General features: G+C 37.0%; 23 protein-coding genes. 7 read left to right on the top strand and 16 right to left on the bottom strand.

The features are described 5' to 3' along the window. The first annotated feature begins 63 nt into the window (after positions 1-63). The 3 genes from WAK64_RS01950 (at position 64) to ispG (ending at position 2,537) form a co-directional block, all read left to right on the top strand. Entirely contained in the window at positions 64-834 is a 771-nt protein-coding gene (locus WAK64_RS01950; RefSeq protein WP_336585232.1) for a DUF1189 domain-containing protein, read from the top strand. A gap of 166 nt (positions 835-1,000) precedes the next feature. Then, positions 1,001-1,324, top strand: coding sequence for a hypothetical protein (locus WAK64_RS01945; RefSeq protein ID WP_336585231.1), 324 nt, complete (start codon positions 1,001-1,003; stop codon positions 1,322-1,324). Positions 1,325-1,442: 118 nt separating this feature from the next. After that, positions 1,443-2,537, top strand: coding sequence for a flavodoxin-dependent (E)-4-hydroxy-3-methylbut-2-enyl-diphosphate synthase (gene ispG, locus WAK64_RS01940; RefSeq protein WP_336585292.1), 1,095 nt, complete (start codon positions 1,443-1,445; stop codon positions 2,535-2,537). 55 nt (positions 2,538-2,592) lie between these two features. On the opposite strand, the gene WAK64_RS01935 is transcribed toward ispG, so the two are convergent. Beyond that, positions 2,593-2,970, bottom strand: a complete 378-nt coding sequence (locus WAK64_RS01935) for a DUF4190 domain-containing protein (RefSeq protein ID WP_336585230.1) — start codon at positions 2,968-2,970, stop codon at positions 2,593-2,595. Positions 2,971-3,134: 164 nt separating this feature from the next. Here WAK64_RS01935 and WAK64_RS01930 point away from each other — a divergent pair, with 164 nt between their 5' ends. Further along, a complete protein-coding gene (locus WAK64_RS01930) occupies positions 3,135-3,707 on the top strand; it encodes a 5' nucleotidase, NT5C type (RefSeq protein WP_336585229.1) in 573 nt (190 codons plus the stop codon). 33 nt (positions 3,708-3,740) lie between these two features. On the opposite strand, the gene WAK64_RS01925 is transcribed toward WAK64_RS01930, so the two are convergent. The 4 genes from WAK64_RS01925 to WAK64_RS01910 form a co-directional block, all read right to left on the bottom strand. Then, entirely contained in the window at positions 3,741-4,172 is a 432-nt protein-coding gene (locus WAK64_RS01925) for a Fur family transcriptional regulator (RefSeq protein WP_336585228.1), read from the bottom strand. Further along, positions 4,169-5,032 (bottom strand): metal ABC transporter permease, encoded by an 864-nt coding sequence (locus tag WAK64_RS01920; protein WP_336585227.1) that lies wholly within the window; start codon positions 5,030-5,032, stop codon positions 4,169-4,171. Before WAK64_RS01920 ends, WAK64_RS01925 begins: the two co-directional genes overlap by 4 nt. A 14-nt stretch (positions 5,033-5,046) precedes the next feature. Beyond that, positions 5,047-5,805: a metal ABC transporter ATP-binding protein gene (locus tag WAK64_RS01915; protein WP_336585226.1), complete on the bottom strand. Its 759-nt coding sequence runs from the start codon at positions 5,803-5,805 to the stop codon at positions 5,047-5,049. 120 nt (positions 5,806-5,925) lie between these two features. Then, positions 5,926-6,810 carry a YitT family protein gene (locus tag WAK64_RS01910; protein ID WP_336585225.1) on the bottom strand — a complete coding sequence of 295 codons (885 nt, stop codon included), beginning with the start codon at positions 6,808-6,810 and terminating at the stop codon, positions 5,926-5,928. An 80-nt stretch (positions 6,811-6,890) separates the two neighbouring features. Between WAK64_RS01910 and WAK64_RS01905 the strand changes: the two genes are divergently transcribed. Further along, a complete protein-coding gene (locus WAK64_RS01905) occupies positions 6,891-7,148 on the top strand; it encodes a DUF2624 domain-containing protein (RefSeq protein WP_336585224.1) in 258 nt (85 codons plus the stop codon). Between the two features lie 107 nt (positions 7,149-7,255). Here WAK64_RS01905 and WAK64_RS01900 read toward each other — a convergent pair whose 3' ends face one another. Continuing rightward, positions 7,256-8,152, bottom strand: coding sequence for a deoxyribonuclease IV (locus tag WAK64_RS01900; protein WP_336585223.1), 897 nt, complete (start codon positions 8,150-8,152; stop codon positions 7,256-7,258). Positions 8,153-8,181: 29 nt separating this feature from the next. Further along, complete coding sequence (locus tag WAK64_RS01895) at positions 8,182-9,489, bottom strand: DEAD/DEAH box helicase (RefSeq protein ID WP_336585222.1); 1,308 nt, start codon at positions 9,487-9,489, stop codon at positions 8,182-8,184. Positions 9,490-9,692: 203 nt separating this feature from the next. On the opposite strand from WAK64_RS01895, the gene vrrA reads away from it, so the two are divergent. Next, a complete protein-coding gene (gene vrrA, locus WAK64_RS01890; RefSeq protein WP_336585221.1) occupies positions 9,693-10,430 on the top strand; it encodes a VrrA/YqfQ family protein in 738 nt (245 codons plus the stop codon). A gap of 118 nt (positions 10,431-10,548) precedes the next feature. After that, complete coding sequence (locus WAK64_RS01885) at positions 10,549-11,502, top strand: 4-hydroxy-3-methylbut-2-enyl diphosphate reductase (RefSeq protein WP_336585220.1); 954 nt, start codon at positions 10,549-10,551, stop codon at positions 11,500-11,502. A 43-nt stretch (positions 11,503-11,545) separates the two neighbouring features. On the opposite strand, the gene WAK64_RS01880 is transcribed toward WAK64_RS01885, so the two are convergent. The 9 genes from WAK64_RS01880 to WAK64_RS01840 all read right to left on the bottom strand — a co-directional run bounded on the left by WAK64_RS01880 (position 11,546) and on the right by WAK64_RS01840 (position 21,079). Continuing rightward, a complete protein-coding gene (locus tag WAK64_RS01880) occupies positions 11,546-12,664 on the bottom strand; it encodes a Nif3-like dinuclear metal center hexameric protein (protein ID WP_336585219.1) in 1,119 nt (372 codons plus the stop codon). Beyond that, on the bottom strand, positions 12,661-13,356 hold the full coding sequence (locus tag WAK64_RS01875) for a tRNA (adenine(22)-N(1))-methyltransferase (protein WP_336585218.1): 696 nt from the start codon (positions 13,354-13,356) through the stop codon (positions 12,661-12,663). Before WAK64_RS01875 ends, WAK64_RS01880 begins: the two co-directional genes overlap by 4 nt. A gap of 82 nt (positions 13,357-13,438) precedes the next feature. Further along, complete coding sequence (gene cccA, locus WAK64_RS01870) at positions 13,439-13,798, bottom strand: cytochrome c550 (RefSeq protein ID WP_336585217.1); 360 nt, start codon at positions 13,796-13,798, stop codon at positions 13,439-13,441. 157 nt (positions 13,799-13,955) lie between these two features. Next, positions 13,956-15,104 carry an acyl-CoA dehydrogenase family protein gene (locus tag WAK64_RS01865; RefSeq protein WP_336585216.1) on the bottom strand — a complete coding sequence of 383 codons (1,149 nt, stop codon included), beginning with the start codon at positions 15,102-15,104 and terminating at the stop codon, positions 13,956-13,958. Positions 15,105-15,740: 636 nt separating this feature from the next. Next, entirely contained in the window at positions 15,741-16,871 is a 1,131-nt protein-coding gene (rpoD, locus tag WAK64_RS01860) for an RNA polymerase sigma factor RpoD (protein ID WP_336585215.1), read from the bottom strand. Between the two features lie 28 nt (positions 16,872-16,899). Further along, positions 16,900-18,714, bottom strand: coding sequence for a DNA primase (gene dnaG / locus WAK64_RS01855; protein WP_336585214.1), 1,815 nt, complete (start codon positions 18,712-18,714; stop codon positions 16,900-16,902). Between the two features lie 42 nt (positions 18,715-18,756). Beyond that, positions 18,757-19,215: a YaiI/YqxD family protein gene (locus tag WAK64_RS01850; protein WP_336585291.1), complete on the bottom strand. Its 459-nt coding sequence runs from the start codon at positions 19,213-19,215 to the stop codon at positions 18,757-18,759. Positions 19,216-19,613: 398 nt separating this feature from the next. Beyond that, on the bottom strand, positions 19,614-20,420 hold the full coding sequence (locus tag WAK64_RS01845) for a pyruvate, water dikinase regulatory protein (protein WP_336585213.1): 807 nt from the start codon (positions 20,418-20,420) through the stop codon (positions 19,614-19,616). 23 nt (positions 20,421-20,443) lie between these two features. Further along, the gene (locus WAK64_RS01840) at positions 20,444-21,079 is read right to left on the bottom strand and encodes a transcriptional regulator CcpN (RefSeq protein WP_336585212.1); all 636 of its coding nucleotides are present in this window, start codon (positions 21,077-21,079) and stop codon (positions 20,444-20,446) included. Positions 21,080-21,276 lie beyond the last annotated feature (197 nt).

Genomic DNA, 21,276 nt, shown 5'->3' with positions numbered 1-21,276 from the left:
TTCCTCCTTGAAGTAACCAACCAATTAAGAATAAAATAGGAAGGAATCTAAAAAGGACGTGAAATGATGAATATATTTTCTCAGCTAGTAAAAAGTTTGTACTCACCACTTGATATCGCTAGATTTCGTTTTCAAGGAATAGGAAAGACTATACTTTTCCTCTTTTTTCTGACACTAATTACAACAATCCCAACTTTTATAACACTCACCTCATTTATTAATCAAACAATAGATGAAGGGAAGAATATTCTTTCTGACGATATTCCTCCTTTCGAAATTCGTAATGACGAGCTACAAACCGACTTGACAGAGCCTTACACTAAATCAGGGAATGATTTTTCAATCGTAATTGACAATTCATCAAATTCTTTTAACCCTGAATATGACAATACCTTCACCATTGCGTTTTTACAGACGAAAATGCTTATTGCGACCGCAGGGAACCATCAAGAGATTCCTTATAATCAATTAAGTGGACTTTCGATATCTGATCAAAGCTTAGCAGAGTATTTGGAGATGTTTGAATCATCTCTTATTATTTTCTTGCCTATTATCTATTTAATTACCTATATCTTTTCTTCTTTTATGACTTTTATGAAAGTAATCTTATTTTCCTTTGTGGGCGTCTTAATAGCAAAGGCATTACAACGAAAACTAAACTATCGCCAAAGTTTTCGTATTACCGCTTATGCCATTACACTACCTACGCTATTCTTTTCAATTATGAATTTGTTAAACACAATTGTGCCAGGGGGGTTACTATTGAATAGCCTCGTCACGACCGTAATGCTTTATTTAACAATTAAAGAAATACCTCAACCGAAAACACCGTAAAAGAAGCCGCTTAATGCGGCTTCTTTTACGGTGTAAATAATGGTCCCCCTCTCCTTACCTTCGATTTAAGAAATCCGTATCATTCTTTCTATTCATTCTATTAATTGAGTCATAATTCTATTAATTTCTTCATAGAGTGAACTAAACACAGAAAAAGGAGGAAGTTATGAAGGGGCTGGCGATTTTTATTATCATACTCGTTGTTGTTTATAGTATTTATTTTGATTTACGATACGGTACTCTTCAGGCAGACGATAAGCAAAAGGATAACCCTACGACAGCTCAAGCTGTATCTTCTAATCCTTCCTTAAACTTTTTTAAGAAAAAGATTCAACCCGGGGATACGGTATTATCCATAATAGAAGAGGAGATGAACAGTACCATTCCCGTCCCAATAGAACAAGTTATTGCAGATTTTCGTTATTTAAATAATGGGGTAGCACCTGAGAAAATTCAATTAGGGAAGGTTTACCTCATTCCAATTTATTAATATGATTTTCAGCTATTGTTTGCATCCTATTTCTTGTCAATCTCTATGAAAGACTGTTACAATATCTTCAGGAAATCTTTATGAATGGAACCTAAAGGAGCGAAATCATTTGACTGAAATTATTCATCGTTCTAAGACACGACCTGTAAAAGTCGGGAACCTCACAATTGGGGGAAGTAACGAACTTATTATACAAAGTATGACCACGACAAAAACACATGATATTGAAGCCACTGTTAACGAAATTAACCGTTTAGAAGAGGCAGGATGCCAAGTGGTTCGTGTTGCTTGTCCTGATGAACGGGCAGCAGATGCCATTGCTGAAATTAAAAAACAAATTAACCTACCACTTGTAGTAGATATTCATTTTGATTATAAATTAGCTCTAAAAGCGATTGAAGGTGGAGCAGATAAAATCAGAATAAATCCTGGAAATATAGGGCGACGAGAAAAGGTAGAAGCCGTTGTTAAAGCAGCGAAAGCGAAAGGCGTTCCGATTCGAATTGGAGTCAATGCCGGAAGCCTCGAAAAGCAGTTTCTCGAAAAATACGGTTATCCAACAGCAGAAGGAATGGTCGAAAGTGCCCTGCATCATATTAAGATTTTAGAAGACCTTGATTTTTATGATATCATCGTGTCTTTAAAAGCATCGGATGTTAACCTGGCCATTGAAGCTTACGAAAAAGCTTCCAAAGCTTTCGATTACCCATTACACTTAGGGATTACTGAATCGGGAACACTATTTGCTGGTACTGTCAAAAGTGCAGCAGGTCTTGGAGCTTTGCTAAGTAAAGGCATTGGGAATACATTACGTATATCATTAAGTGCCGACCCTGTTGAAGAAGTTAAAGTTGCGAGAGAACTTCTAAAAGTATTTGGCCTTTCTTCTAATGCAGCGACTTTAATTTCATGCCCAACTTGTGGTCGAATTGAAATTGACTTAATCTCCATTGCCAACGAGGTTGAGGAATATATCCAAAGTATAAAAGCACCAATCAAGGTTGCTGTATTAGGATGCGCTGTGAATGGACCTGGCGAAGCAAGAGAAGCAGATATTGGGATTGCTGGGGCAAGAGGCGAAGGCTTATTATTCCGCAAAGGGAAAATTGTCCGAAAAGTTCCGGAAGAAACTATGGTAGAGGAACTTAAAAAAGAAATTGATGCCATCGCTGCAGAGTATTTGGAGAAACAACAGAATGATCAAAACGCGTAAAAGCTTGGCCCTTAGGCCAAGCTTTTTTGCTCCTGTATAAATCTTGTTCTTCCAATTAAAAAAAAGGGAGAACAAAGATTCCAATGATAATGGAAACAGCTCCTACTCCAATGGCCCATCCCCCAAGACCGTTCGCACCTTTTCTTCTAGCAACAAACCCTAGGATGATACCTGCTGCGCCAAGCAATACAGGCAATAAGAAGAGCGAAAGAAGGGATAACGTTAAGGCAGAAATACCATAAACTCGCCCAGACGTATCGGTTTCTTCTATAAAATCTTGTTGGAAGTCAGCTCCGAGCGCCATTGGCGTACCGATTTCAGCTGATGTTTCTTCATTATATTTCCTTGTAATAACCTCTGTTTCTGGATTGTCATCTGTATCTTTCCCTGGATATTGAAAATCCACTGATGAATAGCGTTGATCTTCGCTCATACCAATCCCTCACTTTCGGTTTATAGGAGCATTATTAGTATAAGATATAACGTTAATCTTACTATTGTAATGTTTAACAGTTCTTCTATTTTTTCTCCTTGCTAAAAAATATGGTACACTATGTAAGGATGTTAATAGAAGCACATCAGGAAGGGGATAATTCAATGGCTTTACGATTTGGCATAGATATTGATGGGACGGTGACAGATCCATCCACGCTTATTCCATATATCAACAAAAAATTCGATAAAAATATTACATTAACGGATATTACTCAATATGATTTATCCGACGCACTAAATATACCACCAAATGCTTTCGCCGAATGGTTTAAAAAAGAAGAACCAGTGATATATAAGGAGTCTCCCCTCGCTGAGAATGCAAAAACAGTCCTTTCCCAATGGAAAGAAATGTTTGAGCTATATTTCATTTCTGCTAGACCTAAGCACCTCTCCCTTTTGACGGAGCAATGGTTTACTGAACAGGATATCGATTTTCATCACATAGAGTTAATTGGTTCTCATAACAAGGTGGAAACAGCTAGAGAACATAATGTTCATTTATTTTTAGAAGATAAGCATGATAATGCTGTTATGCTACATGAAGAGCTACAGATTCCCGTCCTATTATTTGACACCCCTTATAATCAGGAGCCTATTCCTGAAGGAGTAGTACGGGTAAAAAACTGGATTGAGGCGGATCAATGGGTACAAGCATGGGCCCTCTCTCTTAAATAAAAAAGAATGTGAAATTATGAAAAAAACCCTCCACTATAGTGGAGGGTTTTCCTCTGGTCGACAGTTTGGACATTGTCCATATATTTCAAATTTATGTCCTGAAATCATATATCCTTGTAGTTTTTCATTCATTTCTGACATTGGACATGTATGAATTTCCTTTGTTTTCCCACAAGAAGTACAAATAAAATGATGATGATGATGTGCACTTGAACAAGAAATACGAAATAGCTTTTCACCCGAAAGTTCTGTCTCCTCTAAGATTCCAAGCTCTACAAACAACGATAAATTTCGGTAAATCGTATCGAAACTGAGACCAGGATAGCTATCTTTCATATGTTCTAATACATCTTTCGCATTCAAATAGCGATCATGCTTGGCAAACAATTCTAACATTTCTTCTCTTTTACCCGTTTGTTTATACCCTCTATCTTTCATGATTTCAATCGCTTCACTTACGTTCATTTGCTATCCTCCACTCCTTTAAACATAAAACTATGTTGAACTTTCTTTCCTACAATTGTAGCAATTAGAAGGAGAATCGAAGATACAACAATTGTTCCACCTGGTGCTAAATCTAAATAATAGGCGGAGATTAGCCCTGCTATTACGGCTGTCTCTCCAAAGAGAATCGAGTAGAAAATCGTTTGCTTAAACCCTCTTGAAATTCGCATACTAGCTGCCACAGGTAATGTCATCAAGCTGGAGACAAGTAAAATTCCAACAATTCTCATAGATGCCGCAATAACGAGGGCAACCATAAGAATAAAAATTAAATGAATAACTCTAGCTCTAATGCCAGACGCCTTGGCGAACTCTTCATCAAAAGATAGTAAAAAAAGCTCCTTATATAGAAAAATAATCGTTAAAACGACACCAATGCTTATCAATGTAATTAACCAAACGTCACTAGAACTTACTGCCGATACACTTCCAAATAAATAATTGAATAAATCAGTATTAAACCCGTCCGCAAGCGAAATAAAAATAACGCTTAACCCAATACCGCCTGAAAGAATGATTGGTACAGCTAATTCCTCATAATGTTTATAAACGATTCTCAGTCGTTCGATGAGAATCGCCCCTACGACTGAAAACCCCATCCCGAAATAAAGTGGATTCATACTTGCCAATGAAGGCACAGATTTACTTAATAATAGGCTGGAAGCAATTCCAGCAAGTGTAACATGACTAAGGGCATCTGCGATGAGTGATAGTCGTCTTACTACTACAAACGCCCCTAATAATGGTGCTATTACACCAATAAGTAATCCTGTTATGAACGCATTTTGTAAAAATGTATATTGAAAAATGGCTTCTACCATAAGCTCCCTCTTTTCTAATGATTATGCTGTAACAAATGAACACCATGTCCATAAAAGGAGGATAGCTCACTGTCTTTCAGTCGTTGAAACTCTTCTGTATCTCCATGAAAGTGAAGATCACGATTTAAACACGCAACATGAGTTACTTTATTCGTAATTGTCCCGATATCATGAGTCACGAGTATTAGCGTAATGCCCATTCTTTTATTGAGCTTGTCCAACATATTATAAAATGATTGGACATTTTGGCTATCTACCCCAACAGTCGGCTCATCTAAAATTAAAATATCAGGCTCACTGACAAGTGCTCTAGCAATAAATACTCGTTGCTGCTGTCCACCGGATAATTCACCAATATTTCGGTTATAAAATTGCTCCATTCCAACAGATGCAATAGCCTTCATAATACGGTCACTATTTTTTCGTCCAATAAAACGAAACATCCCTGTTTTTTTCGTTAAACCACTCGCTACTACTTCATATACCGTTGCGGGGAAACCTGTATTAAAAGAATTTGCTTTTTGTGACACATAGCCAATTCTGTCCCATTCTTTGAATTTCTCTTGCGGTATTCCAAATAGTTTTACATCCCCATATTTGGCCTTAGAAAGGCCAAGAATGATTTTTAATAGTGTTGACTTACCAGAACCATTCGGTCCAACAATCCCTAGAAATGCACCATTTGGGACTGATAAATTCACATCTTTTAGCACAAAGTCTCGATCATATCGAAAACTTAGGTCCTTTATATCAATAATTGATTTAGTCTCCATTACAGAACTCCCTTATTCAGAATCATTCCGATTTACTAATGTTCAAAGTATACAAGAAGATACAGGTCTTGTAAATATACATGCTTAAAACAACAAAACAATCTTGCTAGCAAGATTGTTTTAATGTATGGCTGACTTAAAGCGAGCCCCCTTCGTTTCTTGTGTACTCATGATAGTAATAAAGGCTTGAGGATCAATATCTGCAACAATGGCTTTCAGTTTTGTCACTTCTAATCGTGTCACCACTACATAAATAACTTCTTTTTCATTATCTGTGTATCCTCCCCGCCCTTTCAACATCGTAGTCCCCCGACCAAGACGGTGCAAAATTGCTTCTGACACTTCATCAAACATTTCTGACACAATGATAACAGCCTTCGTTTCATCCATCCCTTGAATAACCGTATCAATGGCCTTAAAAGCAATATAATAGGTCATCACTGAAAACATCGCCTGCTCTGCTCCAAATACAAACGCTGCCCAACCAAAAATGAAGATATTTATAAACATCACGAATTCACCGACTGAAAACGGGAGTTTTTTGGTTAATAAAATACCTAATATTTCTGTACCATCCATTGATCCGCCATGACGAATGACAAGACCTACCCCGATGCCAAGTATTAATCCCCCAAAAACGGTCGCAAGGATGGTTTGATCTGTATTAAACGGCTCAATTTGATGTAACAAACTTTCTAATAACGCAAGAGAAATGATACCGAAAAGCGAAGAAATGACAAATGTTTTTCCAATTTGTTTATACCCAAAATACATAAAAGGAAGATTTAATAAGACAACAAGAACACCAAAATTTAATAATGGAAATGTACTAGAAAACAAATAGCTCAGGATTAAGGAAATGCCGATAATTCCACCGTCAATAATTTGATTCGGTACGAGAAATAACTCAATGGAAATGGCGGCCAATCCTGCTCCTACAAAAATCATCGTTAAGCGATAAATATAATGAGGGATACTTTCTTTTTTATGGACTTTTTTGTTCATCACTAAACCTCCTATTCTGTTCATTTACCGGACACTTTTTTTACTATGATGCATATGCTTCAACTAAGGAGTGATATGCGGTGAAGCTTATTCAACATGTGATTAATCAAAAGATGAATCGTATTTCAGGAGAAGAGTTACTAAAGTATGCTAAGCAGTATTCTGTTAAACTTTCGATTAAAGAAGCTAATCAAATTGCCCAATATTTAAGAGGAAAAAATTACGATGTGTTTGACGATCAGCAACGAAGCCATATCATTAAGCAATTAGCCAAGATTTCTGGACCTAAAACCGCTAGAGAGGTAAATCGGCTTTTTTTACAATTCACTGATTCTTAAGAAGTTTACTTTCAATTAGGAATGAAGAAGAAGGGCCATTACTTTATGAAAAGAAAAGCTGTGTTTTTCCACAGCTTTTCTTTTCATCATTAGGCCAATTTATTCCATTATTCTTGTGTCTTGATTGCCTCTAACACCTTTTCATCGAATTGTTGGTTTTTAAACATATTAATTTCAAATTTATATGGTGGCTTTTTATTTTTTTTATCTTCACCAACATAAGGCGTTTCTAAAATTTTTGGGACGTCCATAAGGCTTGGGTGATGGACAATATAGTTCAATGCCTGAAAACCGATATGACCAAACCCAATATTTTCATGTCTATCTTTTCTAGCACCTTGTGGATTTTTACTATCATTGATATGCAAGACCTTTATTCTATCGAGACCAACTGTTGTATCAAACTGTTGTAAAACACCATCAAAGTCTTCAACGATATTATACCCTGCATCATGCGTATGACAGGTATCGAAACAAACAGAGAGCTTCTCATTGTGATGGACACCGTCGATGATTTGAGCAATTTCTTCAAATGATCGTCCACATTCTGAGCCCTTACCTGCCATTGTTTCTAATGCAATTTGTACAGTTTGATCCTTTGTAATCACTTCGTTTAAGCCTTTGATTATCTGTTTAATTCCTACATCCGCTCCTTCACCTACATGAGCACCTGGATGAAGAACGATTTGTTTGGCCCCAATTGCCGCTGTGCGCTCAATTTCTTGTCGTAAAAAGTTTACACCTAGCTCGAAAGTATCTAAATTTTTACTATTGCCTATATTAATTATATATGGAGCATGAACAACAATCTCCTCAATATTATGTTCTTTCATATGGAGCAGGCCAGCCTCAATATTTAAGTCCTCAATTTTTTTCCGTCTCGTATTTTGAGGTGCGCCAGTATAAATCATAAAAGTATTTGCACCATAAGATGCAGCTTCCTCACTCGATGCAAGCAACATTTTTTTTCCACTCATCGATACATGTGAACCTATTTTTAGCATCTTCGACCAACCCTTCCTCTTAAACAAACTTATTTATTTTGTCTATTTTTACGACGTTCTCTTTTTTTAATTTGTTCCATTTCATATTTCATCTTTTTCTTATAACCCGGCTTTACCTTTTTTCTTTTCCGTACCATCGTCTTCGCTTTTTCATCTATGCTATCGCTTTTACGTTGACGCTTTGACCTTTTGTTAAATTCACCAAGGTCAATCCACTCACCTTTCCGAATATCTTGGTGATTGAACACTATCCCCATTTTATCCAGCTTTGTAATGGCATCTTCATCGCTAGGCGTGTAGATAGTTGCAGCTATTCCAGAATGCCCAGCTCGAGCCGTACGACCCGTTCGATGAATATAAAAGTCAAGATCCTTTGGTAATTCATAGTTGATCACATGACTAATCCCTTCAATATCTATGCCACGAGCAGCTAAATCTGTTGCGACGATATACTGAAATTCTAAGTTTCTTATTTGTTTCATTTGCTGCTTTCGTTCACGTGGGGATAGATCTCCGTGGATCCTTCCTACCTTCAAGCCAGCTTCATTTAGTTGCTTCGCCACCTCTTCCGCTTTCGCTTTTGTATTCGTAAACACAATGGCTAAATAAGGATTATAGCTTTTTAACATACTGACTAGTAAATTCAGTTTATCTCTACTTTTTTGTGGTACGAGCACATGTTGTATTTTTTCAGCTGAAAGCTGTTTCGGCTGCACATGCGTGTAGACTGGGTTTTCCATATACTTTTTCAAAAACGGCTTAAGCTTTTCTGGAAGCGTAGCAGAAAATACAAGCATTTGGAGAGTTTCTGGCATTCTCCCAGCAATTTGGTCCACATCGAAAATAAAGCCCATATCTAACATCAAATCAGCTTCGTCTACAACAAGAAAATTCGCAGTGTGAATCATTAGTGCTTGCTCTTTTACTAAATCATTAATACGACCAGGTGTTCCAACTACAATATGAGGTTGGCTTTTCAGCTTCGTAATGGAGCGTTGCTTATCCGTTCCTCCTATAAAGAGACGCGCTGAAATTTCATCATTTGCATATTTGGTAATATCCATAATAACCTTATAAATTTGCTGAGCAAGCTCTCTTGTCGGCGCCGTAATCACTGCTTGAACAGCTTGTTTTTCAGGTTGAATCTTTTGAAGAATCGGTAATAAAAAGGAATGAGTTTTACCTGTTCCCGTTTGCGATTGTCCAATCGCACTTTCCCCTTTTAATATCGTAGGAATCATTTTTTCTTGTATTTCAGTCGGCTCATGAAATCCTGAAGCCTCTATTGCTTGAGAAATAAATGGTTTAAATGAAAATTTATGAAATTGATGGGACATACTTTCCCTCCTAATATAAACAATACTGTATTGAACCCATTATGTCATTATAATAAACATTTATTGAAACTTCTACCTATCAACCTTTATAATTCCTCTATTTCTCAAAAGAAATTCCACTGTTATCACAACCGTTTTGGAACAACTTGCATAAACTATAAGGAGAATAATGCGGGCAATTGCTCTGAGAGGAGGCGAAAATAATGCCACCACCAAGAAATCCATTTACCTCATCACTCTTTCAAATGGGGGCAAGACGTGGAGGGGGGCTCCCATCATCGTTAGGAAGATTCTCCTCGCAAATGGCTCCAAGAGGGTTTGGAGAAAGAATTCTTTCGGGTCAAAATTCAATCCCAGTAAGAGGTGCTCAAAGTGGCGGCGGTAACAGCGGCGGTATTTTGTCAAGGTTATTTCAACGTGGAAATCCCGCTATGAACGCCAATAATATTGCGACTGGATTCGAAAGAACTGCAGCTCAAGTAGGAAGTGGAGGCGGAAATAGTGGCGGCTTGCTTAGAGGTTTATTACAACCAGGTGGAGTCAATTCGATGCTTAGCAATACTCAGCAAGTATTACAAACGGCTCAACAAGTCGGTCCAATGATTCAACAAATTCAACAATATGGTCCTTTAATTAAGAATATACCTGCAATGTGGCAATTATATCGTGGGTTAAAAGATGTTGACCTTGAGGATTCTGAAGAAGAGACTGAAGAAGAGACTGAAGAAACAACTGATGATGAGGAAGAATCAGAAGAATCGGTAGAAGAAGCTGATGATGAGGAAGAAGAAATTATTGTCGAAGAAGCTAAAAGTACCGGAAAGCAAGGTAGTAAGAAAAAAACGAAGAAAACAACCAAAAAGAAAAAAACTTCGTCAAATTCTCAAGATAAGAAGGCTGAACCTGAAAAAGGACCGTCTAAACCCAAATTATATATATAAAGCCCAGTAAATATGCTGGGTTCCTTTTTTTATTATGGCTTCTTTTTTGTCAAGTTACCCATTCTCATTTATAATATAGTAGAAAACGTACTCCGATTTCTAATTAAGGAGGATATTCATGGAAGTACAAAAAATATCTCCAAGAGGTTATTGTTACGGCGTTGTCGATGCGATGGTCATTGCTCGGAATGCTGCATTAGATAAAAGCCTTCCTCGTCCTATCTATATTTTAGGGATGATTGTTCATAACAAGCATGTAACAGATGCATTTGAGGCAGAAGGGATTATTACCCTAGACGGAGAAAATCGTAAAGAGATTTTGGAAAAGGTAGATTCAGGAACCGTCATTTTTACCGCTCATGGTGTTTCACCTGAAGTAAGGGAACTTGCTGACAAAAAAGGGCTTGTAACCATTGACGCAACCTGCCCTGATGTAACCAAAACACATGATTTGATTCGCCAAAAGGAAGCTGAAGGTTACGAAGTGATCTATATTGGGAAAAAAGGCCATCCTGAACCAGAAGGTGCTGTTGGAGTTGCTCCCCACATCGTTCACCTTGTTGAAAAGCCTGAAGAAGTGAATCAGTTAACAATCCAAAATGATAAAATCATTGTCACGAACCAAACCACAATGAGTCAGTGGGATGTTGCCGAGATTATGGAAAATGTGAAAGAGAAATTTCCACATGTCGAAGTGCATAAAGAAATCTGCTTAGCCACACAAGTTCGACAAGAAGCGGTTGCTGAGCAAGCAGGAGATGCGGATGTATTGATTGTTGTTGGCGATCCAAAAAGTAATAATAGCAATCGACTAGCCCAAGTCTCTGAAGAAATTGCTCACACAAGAGCTTATCGAATTTCTGACATTACGGAACTAGACATCGAATGGTTAAAGGATGCAAATAAAGTGGCAGTTACAGCAGGAGCTTCTACGCCAACACCAATTGTAAAAGAGGTCATAAATTTCTTAAATGAATTTAAGTATGAAGATCAAGCCACTTGGAAGCGGGAGCGCACAGTCCCCCTTCATAAAATTCTCCCGAAAGTAAAAAAGCCAAAAATTCAATCTTAATTGAAAGAAATAAAAGCTATGCAGAATTGTTCTGCATAGCTTTTTATATGAGCGTAAACGGATTAGTATTAATTGTGGATGGAATTACATCAACTTGAATTTTAGCTGATTCTACTCGCTTCTTCAATTCTTTCGCAACTCCTTTAATCATGACTTTCTCCACATGATGTCCAGGGTCTACAACATTTAAACCCAGCTCCATCGCATCATGAGCAGTGTGAAAGTATAAATCTCCCGTTAAAAATACATCTGCACCTTTAAATTTCGCTGAATGAATGTATTTATTTCCATCCCCACCTAATACCGCTACTTTTTTCACCTTATCCCCTAAATTTCCGACTACTCTGACCCCATCTACTTCTAATTTCTCCTTTACATATAAAGCAAAATCCTTTAAAGACATTGTCTCATTTAAAACGCCAATTCTTCCAAGCCCTAAAGTGTTCCCTTCATTTTGGAGAGAGAAAAGATCATATGCAGGTTCTTCATACGGGTGAGCAGCTTTCATCGCTCGAATCACAGATTTTTGATTAGAAGATGTGACAATCGTTTCAATTCTAACTTCTTCTACTTGCTCCACTTCCCCATGTGTCCCAACAAATGGTGTGCTACCTGATAAAGGTAGGAATCTACCCTCTCCACTACTCGTGTAAGAGCAATGGCTGTAGTTCCCTATATATCCAGCTCCTGCATCCCCTAGTGCCCGACGCACGGCTTCTTCATATTCTGTAGGGACATAAACAACTAATTTTAGTAATTCTTCATGAACGGTCGGTACAAGCACTTTCGCATTTTCCAATTGAAGTGCATCAACGAGTAAATCATTGACTCCACCCGGTGCTACGTCGAGATTAGTATGAGCAACATAAACAGCAATATCATGCTTTATTAACTTTTCAAATTTGCTCCCTTTCCCGCTATCCGTTACAAGGTTTTTTAATGGGCGATAGATCGGTGGATGATGAGCGATAATTAAATCCGCTTTTTCCCTAATCGCTTCATCTACGACTTCGTCCAATACGTCCAGTGTCACGATAACCTTATTTACCTTTTTGTTTAGTGTTCCTATTTGAAGGCCAACACTATCGCCCTCAACCGCATATTTCCTCGGAGAAAATTGTTCGAACAACTGAATGATTTCAAAACCATTTGCTTGTTTCAATTTAATTCCTCCTCGACAATCGCAATTTTCTTTAAAATTTCAGTTTTCTTATTTTGCAAGGCATCTGTATCCACAGCAGACATCATATTGGCTAGGATCTGCTTCCATTGCGTTAACTCAAAAGTCCATTTCTTCCTAAATACTTCATTTTTGTGAGCCATTAAGAAAGGCCCTAATAATAATTCTGCTTCACTATAGCGTTGAGACTTCCCTCGCTCGGCAACTAACACTTCGTATATTTTTCCATCTTCTTCTATAATTTCTTCAGCCACTAATGCCCAATCGTTAGCGACTAACCATTTCCTAATCGATATAGCCGATATATTAGGCTGAAGAATTAGACGCTCTTCTCCAGTTAGCTTTGATTTTCCTTCTTCCAAAATGGAGGTAATCAATGTCCCTCCCATTCCAGCTATCGTAATTGCATTGACTTCACCTTTTTCAATCACTTCAAGGCCACTACCTAAGCGGACGTGAACAAATTCGGCTAGCTGTAACAATTCAACTTGTTGTTTTGCTGATTGATAAGGTCCAGGTACAACTTCTCCTGCAATAGCAAAATTCACAATTCCCTTCTTTATCACATTACAAGGTAAGTAAGCATGGTCAGAGCCGATATCAGCAAGCCTTGCTCCATGCGGGATAAAAGCAGCCACTCGTTCTAATCTATTCGATAATTTCTCTGCGTTCAAATTATTCACCACATTCTTTTCATTGGATTACGTTTCTATTATGCCAACAAAAAAAGCCCTTTGCAAAGCAAAGGGCTTTTTTTTATTCTAAGCTCATTAACCATTCTGTCATTGCATCCAGGTTTTCTACAGGTACAAGGCCACCAGGCATAGCGCCCTTACCATCTTTAAGAATGGCTTTAATTTCATCAGCCGAGTATTTATCACCAATTCCGACAAGAGCTGGACCCATACCACCTTCATAATTACCGCCATGACAACCAATACAAGAATTTTGACCTAGTGCTTCTGGATCAAAAGCAACATCTGTAGTAGGTTCTCCCTCACCATGTTCACCAGCCATTTCTTTCGAATTGCCTAATCCTTCAACAGAAAGGAAGAAAACAAGACCAATACCCATCACCATAATTAATATAAATGGAATAATTGGATTCTTATTCATAAATTTACCCCCTTTGTATGTATCTACTATTATAATGTACAAGCATCTCCTATTTTACTTGAAAAAAATCAAAAGGAAAAGACAAAACCACAACTTTTCAACAATGTTTGCTAAATTGCCACAAAAAAGTCCCGACCTTGGTCGAGACTTTCCTATTTTATGAAGAAAAACAACCAATTTCTCTTGCAATAACCATTCGCTGAATCTCTGACGTCCCTTCTCCTATTTCAAGGAGCTTTGCATCACGCATCATTCTTTCAACTTCATAATCACGCATATACCCGTTACCACCATGCAGTTGAACTGCTTGGTCAGTGATTTCCATACAGATTTCAGATGCGTACAGCTTACACATGCTAGCTTCTTTCGTGAATGCTTTTCCTTGGTCTTTCAACCAAGCTGCTTTATAGACCATATTACGTGCTAACTCAATCTTCATTGCCATATCAGCTAATTTAAATTGAGTTACTTGGAATTGAGCTAAACTTTTCCCGAATTGTTTTCGCTCTTTTGAATATTGCATGGCTTTATCAAAAGCTCCTTGGGCAACACCGACTGCCATTGCACCAATGCCTATCCTTCCGCCGTCTAATGTGGTCAAGAACTGTTTAAACCCTTCTCCCCGTTTGCCAAGAAGATTTTCTTCTGGAACACGTACATCTTCTAAAACAAGCTCGGTCGTGTTGGATGCGTTCAATCCCATTTTTTCATAATTATCAATGACTTTAAATCCTTCACTATTAGTAGGCACTATGATTGCACTGATTTCCTTTTGGTCATCCTTCTTGTCAGTAATCGCTGTCAGTGCTAAAGCTTTAGCATAACTAGCATTCGTTATGTAGCATTTGTTCCCATTAATAATAAAATCATTTCCATCTGTCACCGCTGTAGTTTGCGTGCCACCTGCATCTGATCCGGCATTTGGTTCTGTTAACCCAAATGCACCAAAAGTTTCACCTGTACAAATAGGTGTTAAATATTGCTGCTTCTGTTTATGAGAACCAAACAAGTTTAATGGAGCACCGCCTAATGAGATATGAGCAGAATATGTAATTCCCGTTGAAGCACACACTCGACTTAGTTCCTCTACTACAATAGCAAAACTAACCGTGTCAGCACCTGCACCTCCATATTCTTCTGGAAAAGGTAACCCCATCATACCGAGTTGGCCTAATTGTTTAAATTCCTCCATTGGGAATGTTTTATGTCGATCCCGTTCAATAGCTCCTGGTGCTACCACTTCGTTGGCGAATTCTTTGATGGTACGTTGAATCATCTGCTGTTCTGACGTTAATTCATAGTTCATAACCATCCCCCTCTGTTGTTGAATGCGCTTTCATATGTATTATATAAGGTAACATTTTTGTTCTCAACATTTAAAATTTTCGTTTTTTTCAAAAAATTATATAGATATATGTTTTTTTAAAGCTTCACATACGTAAACAAACAATCTTACCTCACTTTTAGATTATATAAGAGAATCTACTAATACTTACTGCTATGTAGATCTATACCGTCCTTGTTTCATCTAAAATAAACAAATTCACTCAATTATTAGGGTGATATTCACACGTATGAAAAAGATAATATTCTTTTTTAGAAAAATAATTTATTGAAAAAATAAAAAAACGACAAAAAAGAACAAAATCCTTATTTGCAAAACGTTTGACAATTCAGTAAAATAAAGGACAAATACTAATACTAAAATATTACTCGCATCCTTCACGATCGATAGTAAATATCCACTAGATTTACATGTCATTTTTCAGTCATTTTCCTTGCTTCTTAATTACTATTAACAATAGTTGCTTCTATCTTTGCCATTCATACCTTATAAGTCGTCCTGAATGGTAGTTGTTCTTTCCTTCTCATTCATTATTGATGCAATAACAAAACAATAGCTCACTTCATAAGAAGCAAGCTATTGTTAGTTCAATAAATTCTATTCTAAAAAGTCTTTTAATCGCTTACTACGGCTTGGATGACGTAGTTTACGTAGAGCTTTCGCTTCAATTTGACGAATACGTTCACGTGTGACACCAAACACTTTCCCTACTTCTTCTAATGTTCTTGTTCTACCATCGTCTAGACCAAAGCGTAGACGAAGAACATTTTCTTCACGGTCTGTTAACGTGTCTAGTACATCTTCAAGTTGCTCTTTTAGCAATTCGTAGGCAGCGTGTTCAGATGGGGACTGTGCTTCAGAATCCTCAATAAAATCGCCGAGGTGAGAATCATCTTCTTCCCCAATTGGTGTTTCAAGTGAAACAGGCTCTTGGGCAATTTTTAAAATTTCACGTACCTTTTCCGGCGTTAGGTCCATCTCTTCAGCAATTTCTTCTGGTGAAGGCTCTCGACCTAAATCCTGTAATAATTGCCTTTGAACACGAATTAATTTATTGATTGTTTCCACCATATGAACTGGAATTCGAATCGTTCTTGCCTGATCTGCTATTGCCCGTGTAATCGCTTGTCGAATCCACCAAGTCGCATACGTACTAAATTTATATCCTTTTCGATAGTCGAATTTTTCTACTGCCTTAATTAACCCCATGTTTCCTTCTTGAATTAAATCTAGGAAGAGCATACCGCGTCCGACATACCGCTTTGCAATACTTACAACAAGTCGTAAATTTGCCTCCGCAAGTCTCCTTTTTGCTTCTTCATCCCCATCTTCAATTCGTTTCGCAAGAGAAATTTCTTCTTCTGCAGAAAGTAGGTCGACTCGACCAATTTCTTTTAAATACATGCGTACAGGATCGTTAATTTTGACTCCTGGAGGAACACTTAAATCATTTAAGTCAAATTCTTCTTCATTGCTTTTATTTATGTCATTGATATTTGGGTCATCATCTTCTGCATTTTCGTTAATAATTTCAATGCCTTGCTCACCTAGTTGTTCATAATATTCATCCATTTGATCTGATTCTAGATCAAAATTTGACAGTTTTTCTGCTATATCTTCGTATGTTAACACACCACGTTTTTTTCCTGCTTCAAGTAATCGCTCTTTTACCTGTTCTAACGTAAGCTCTGCTTCTACCTCTTTGGAACGTGCTGACTTTTCAGCCATTTGTTCCCCTCCTTCCAACATCCTACAACTAATTATTTTGAAGAGACTTCTGTAGTTGAATAATCTCCATGGCAACCTGTGCTGCTTTAAGATAGTCTTTTTGCCTCTCCGCTTCTTTTCTTTCGAATTCTTTATCTTTTATTGTCAACATCTTTTGATGATTTAACACTGAATTTACACAGTCATTAATTTCTTGTTCACTTACTTCTTGATTAATAGACATCATTTCAATATCTGTAATGACTCTTCTTAATTTTTCATCAGGGATAAAAAAAAGAAAAGAACTTGTATTAGGCGCGTTTTCTTCTTCGTAATAAGCCAATAAATACGTAAAAATTGCTTGATGTTCATCTATATTAAAAGTTTCACCTGCTAATAGCTCTTTCACCTTGAATGTAACTTCATCATCTCTAAACATATGAGCGAGAAGTTGTCTTTCAGCTGTTTGATAAGCAGGGAATAATCTGTGATTGTTCCTCGGTTCTATCGTTGAAGGTAGTTGCTTCTTCCCAACAAATGGATCTTTTTTCTTTTCCTGAAAATATATTTGTTTCTGTTGTTGTTCAAGTGCCTCTAACGATAAATCAAATTCATCGGATAATTGCCTTAAATAAAGGTCTCTTTCAACAAAGCTATTTAGGTGTGAAATCTCTTTTAGCACTTCTTCGATATACTTTAGCCGATCTCCTTCATCTTGAAGGTTTTTTCTCATACGATAATAAATGAGCTTAAAGGCCATAAACGTTATACTAGCCCCTATTACATTCTCTTGAAACTTCTTTGAACCGAACTTCTGAATGTAGTCATCAGGGTCTAACTTATCAGGAATTTGCGCAATTCGTACTTTCAAACCATTTTCAGTGAGCATTTTTGCTGTACGGAATGCAGCTTGAATGCCTGCATTGTCTCCGTCATAACAAATGACAAGAGAGCTTGCTACTCTTTTAATACTTTGAATATGCTGCTCCGTTAGTGATGTCCCCATTGTTGCAACACCATTTTTCACCTCTGCCATCGAAGCAGATATGACATCAGCAAACCCTTCAAACAAAATAACCTGATCCAGCTTCTTTATTGTTCCTCTTGCTCGATGAAGATTATAAAGTGTTGCACTTTTATTAAATAAATCGGTTTCTGGGCTATTTAAATACTTTGGAGAGTCATCATGTAAAGCACGTCCTGAAAAGGCAATCACACGCCCTTTTGCATTTTCAATTGGGAACATAATTCTTCCCCTAAATCGGTCGAAGTAAGTTTCTTCCTCAGCTTTTTTAACTAGAAGCCCAGCACTTTCCATAAGTTCAAGTGGGAAATCACGCTTTTGAAGAAACTTTACTGTAAACTCCCAACTTGGTAATGACCACCCTATACGAAATTCTTTAATTGTTTCAAGTGTAAACCCTCTATTTAATAAATAATCAAGAGCTTCTTGTCCTTCCTTTGTATTTATAAGTAAATGATGGTAAAATTTACACAATAACTCATGAGCTTCAAGCATCAAATGTTGCTCTTTAGGAACATTCGTTTCAATAGTAGAAGGAAGATCGACATCGAGTGTGATTCCTGTACGACCAGCTATTTCAACTAACGCTTCCTGAAAACTCATTCCATCAATATCCATTAAAAAGGAGAGAACATTTCCTCCAGCCCCACAACCAAAACAATGAAATATTTGTTTATCTGGTGCGACAGAAAAAGATGGAGTACTTTCGCCATGAAACGGACATAAACCAAAATAGTTTCGCCCTTGTTTCTTTAGCTGTACGTAATCACTTATTACATCAACAATATCAACTGATTGACGAATTTCATTTATTTTTTCTTCAGGTATTCTTCCAGTCATCAACATCACCTTACTTCATGTGTTCAATCCTAAAGAAATTAGCTAATTAGATAAAATGGAAGATAATAATTCAACAAATCGAATCCGATCTTCTCCTTGAAAAGGCTTAGGACCTTTGCCGTAACGACCCTTTTTTCTCTCCTGCGCAGCAAGGTAGCGAAAGTCTAGCGCTGTTTGAATAGTACTTTCTTCATACTTTCTTCCAGTTGGTGAAATTACTAGCACTCCCTTTGGTAACGCTAAGCCAGCCAAACCTATATCTTGGCTTATTAGAATATCTCCCTTTTTTATGTGATTCAGGATATAGAGGTCCGCCGATTCTTTGTCACTATCTACATAAATCCATTGTCCCTTAGTAGGATTATTCATCCTATGCTGATAGGAGGCGACAAAAATAATCCTTATGTTAAATTGATCAGCCAATTTTGAGGCATCGTCCTTAACAGGACAAGCATCTGCATCAACAAAAATGGACCTTACTGTTTCTGTATTAATAGTTATTCTACATCACTCCAAAGATTCCTTCTCATATTTACATATTCTCTTTCAAAAAAGCGATACTTGTCGAAATTTATTATTTTCCAAACCTTGACATACCACAATAGTTAGTTTATTCCTATCATGAATAGTCTAAACCTATTTTTATTAGTTTTTATCACAATTTTTTATTATAGTATAAACATCTTTATTTGACCACGATTTTTTCACTTAACATCCTTTAAAATAATAATGTTTATGTTAACATCTCTTCCGCTAGTTAGAATGAGCGAAAGGTATGTGCGACTTTCATCTCATTAATTTATAAATATAGAAATCATTTCCTCTTTTTCATTCTACATATAAAATAACAGCACATATTTATTGTGCTGTTATTCTTACTTGTTGATAGACAGGTGCTTCTAATGATTATCACGAATATAATTCGTAATAATATTTGCTGTTTCTTCCACCGCTTTATTCGACACATCAATTACTTTACAATTAATTCTATTTGCAATTTTCTCGAAGTAATCTAGTTCTTGAGAAATTCTTTGCATCGTTGCGTAACTTGCCTGATCATCTAACCCCAAAGCCTTTAACCGCTCTTTTCGAATATTATTTAATTTATCTGGAGAGATTTTCAACCCGATACATTTATCTGGAGAAACCTTAAACAGTTCTTCCGGTGGATCAACTTCCGGCACTAGCGGAACATTCGCAACTTTAAGTCGCTTATGGGCTAAATATTGGGAAAGAGGTGTTTTGGACGTTCGAGATACTCCAATCAGGACAATATCAGCTCGTAAGATTCCTCTAGGGTCACGCCCATCATCATACTTCACAGCAAACTCAATGGCCTCAACCTTTTTAAAATAGTCTTCATCAAGCTTTCTCACTTGGCCAGGCTCATTCAAAGGCTCTAGTTGATACATTGTTTCAAACGTATCAATTAATGGTCCAATTACATCGAATGATTTGATCCCTAATTTCTTCGTTTCCTGCTTCATGTAGTTACGCATTTCAGGCTTTACTAATGTATATACAATAACCCCATTATTAAGACTCACTAAAGTAAATACTTCATCTAAATTTGAAATATCTTCAACATATGGGAAGCGGCGAATCACCGTGTTCTTTCCAACGAATTGACTCGCAGCAGCTTTTGCAACTAATTCGGCTGTTTCCCCCACCGAATCTGATACAATATAAACTATAGGTTCTTTCAACGAAGTAGCACCACCTTTTTATCCTACAAATCTTCTTCTGCTAATGCGACAAATGCTTTTGTCACATTTGTTTTTGTTATTCTTCCGATTACTTCTAAATCTCCTTGAACACTTTTAACCACTGGGACGGCATCGATTTGTTTTTCAATTAAGCTTTTCGCAACATCAATCAGCAAATCCTCTCGCTCACACACCGTGATATTAGGCATTCTAGTCATAATAATATTAACGGGTAAGGTTGTTAATTCTTGCATTCCAATACTCGCTCTAAGTAAATCTTTTCTTGATAATACACCAACAAGGTGTGTTCGTTCATCTACAACAAATAACGTCCCTACATCCTCAAGAAACATTGTACAAATTGCATCATAAACAGAGACATTTTCATGTACAACAACGGGGATGGATTGATAGTCTTTTACGTGGATTTTCTTTAGGTTTTCTGTTAATAGTTGTGTTCCTGTTTTCCCTGTATAGAAATACCCCACCCTCGGACGAGCATCAAGATAGCCTGCCATCGTCAAGATTGCCAAATCCGGTCGTAGTGTGGCTCTTGTTAAATTCAATTGTTCTGCAATTTGTTCACCTGTAATAGGTCCATTGTCCTTAACAATTTGTAAAATATGTTCTTGTCGTTTATTTAGCTCGATTGTCCTCACCACCTAATAAAGGAAAATTAAAAGTGTTATACTTTTATAAAAATATTATATACTAATAAACAGAAAAGAAAAGGGTGGATTTCTTATAACTGCCTATTATGACAGATTACCTTTTTCTTTCTTAAAATTCAATTCTTACGCTTTTCACATGCTTTGTCATCTATCTTTTTATAGAATTGAATCTCATTCATATTGAG

The organism is Bacillus spongiae (assembly GCF_037120725.1).
Classification (GTDB): domain Bacteria; phylum Bacillota; class Bacilli; order Bacillales; family Bacillaceae_K; genus Bacillus_CI; species Bacillus_CI spongiae.
Note: the sequence above shows the minus strand (reverse complement) of the source record. Positions and strands in the feature narration are given on the sequence as shown.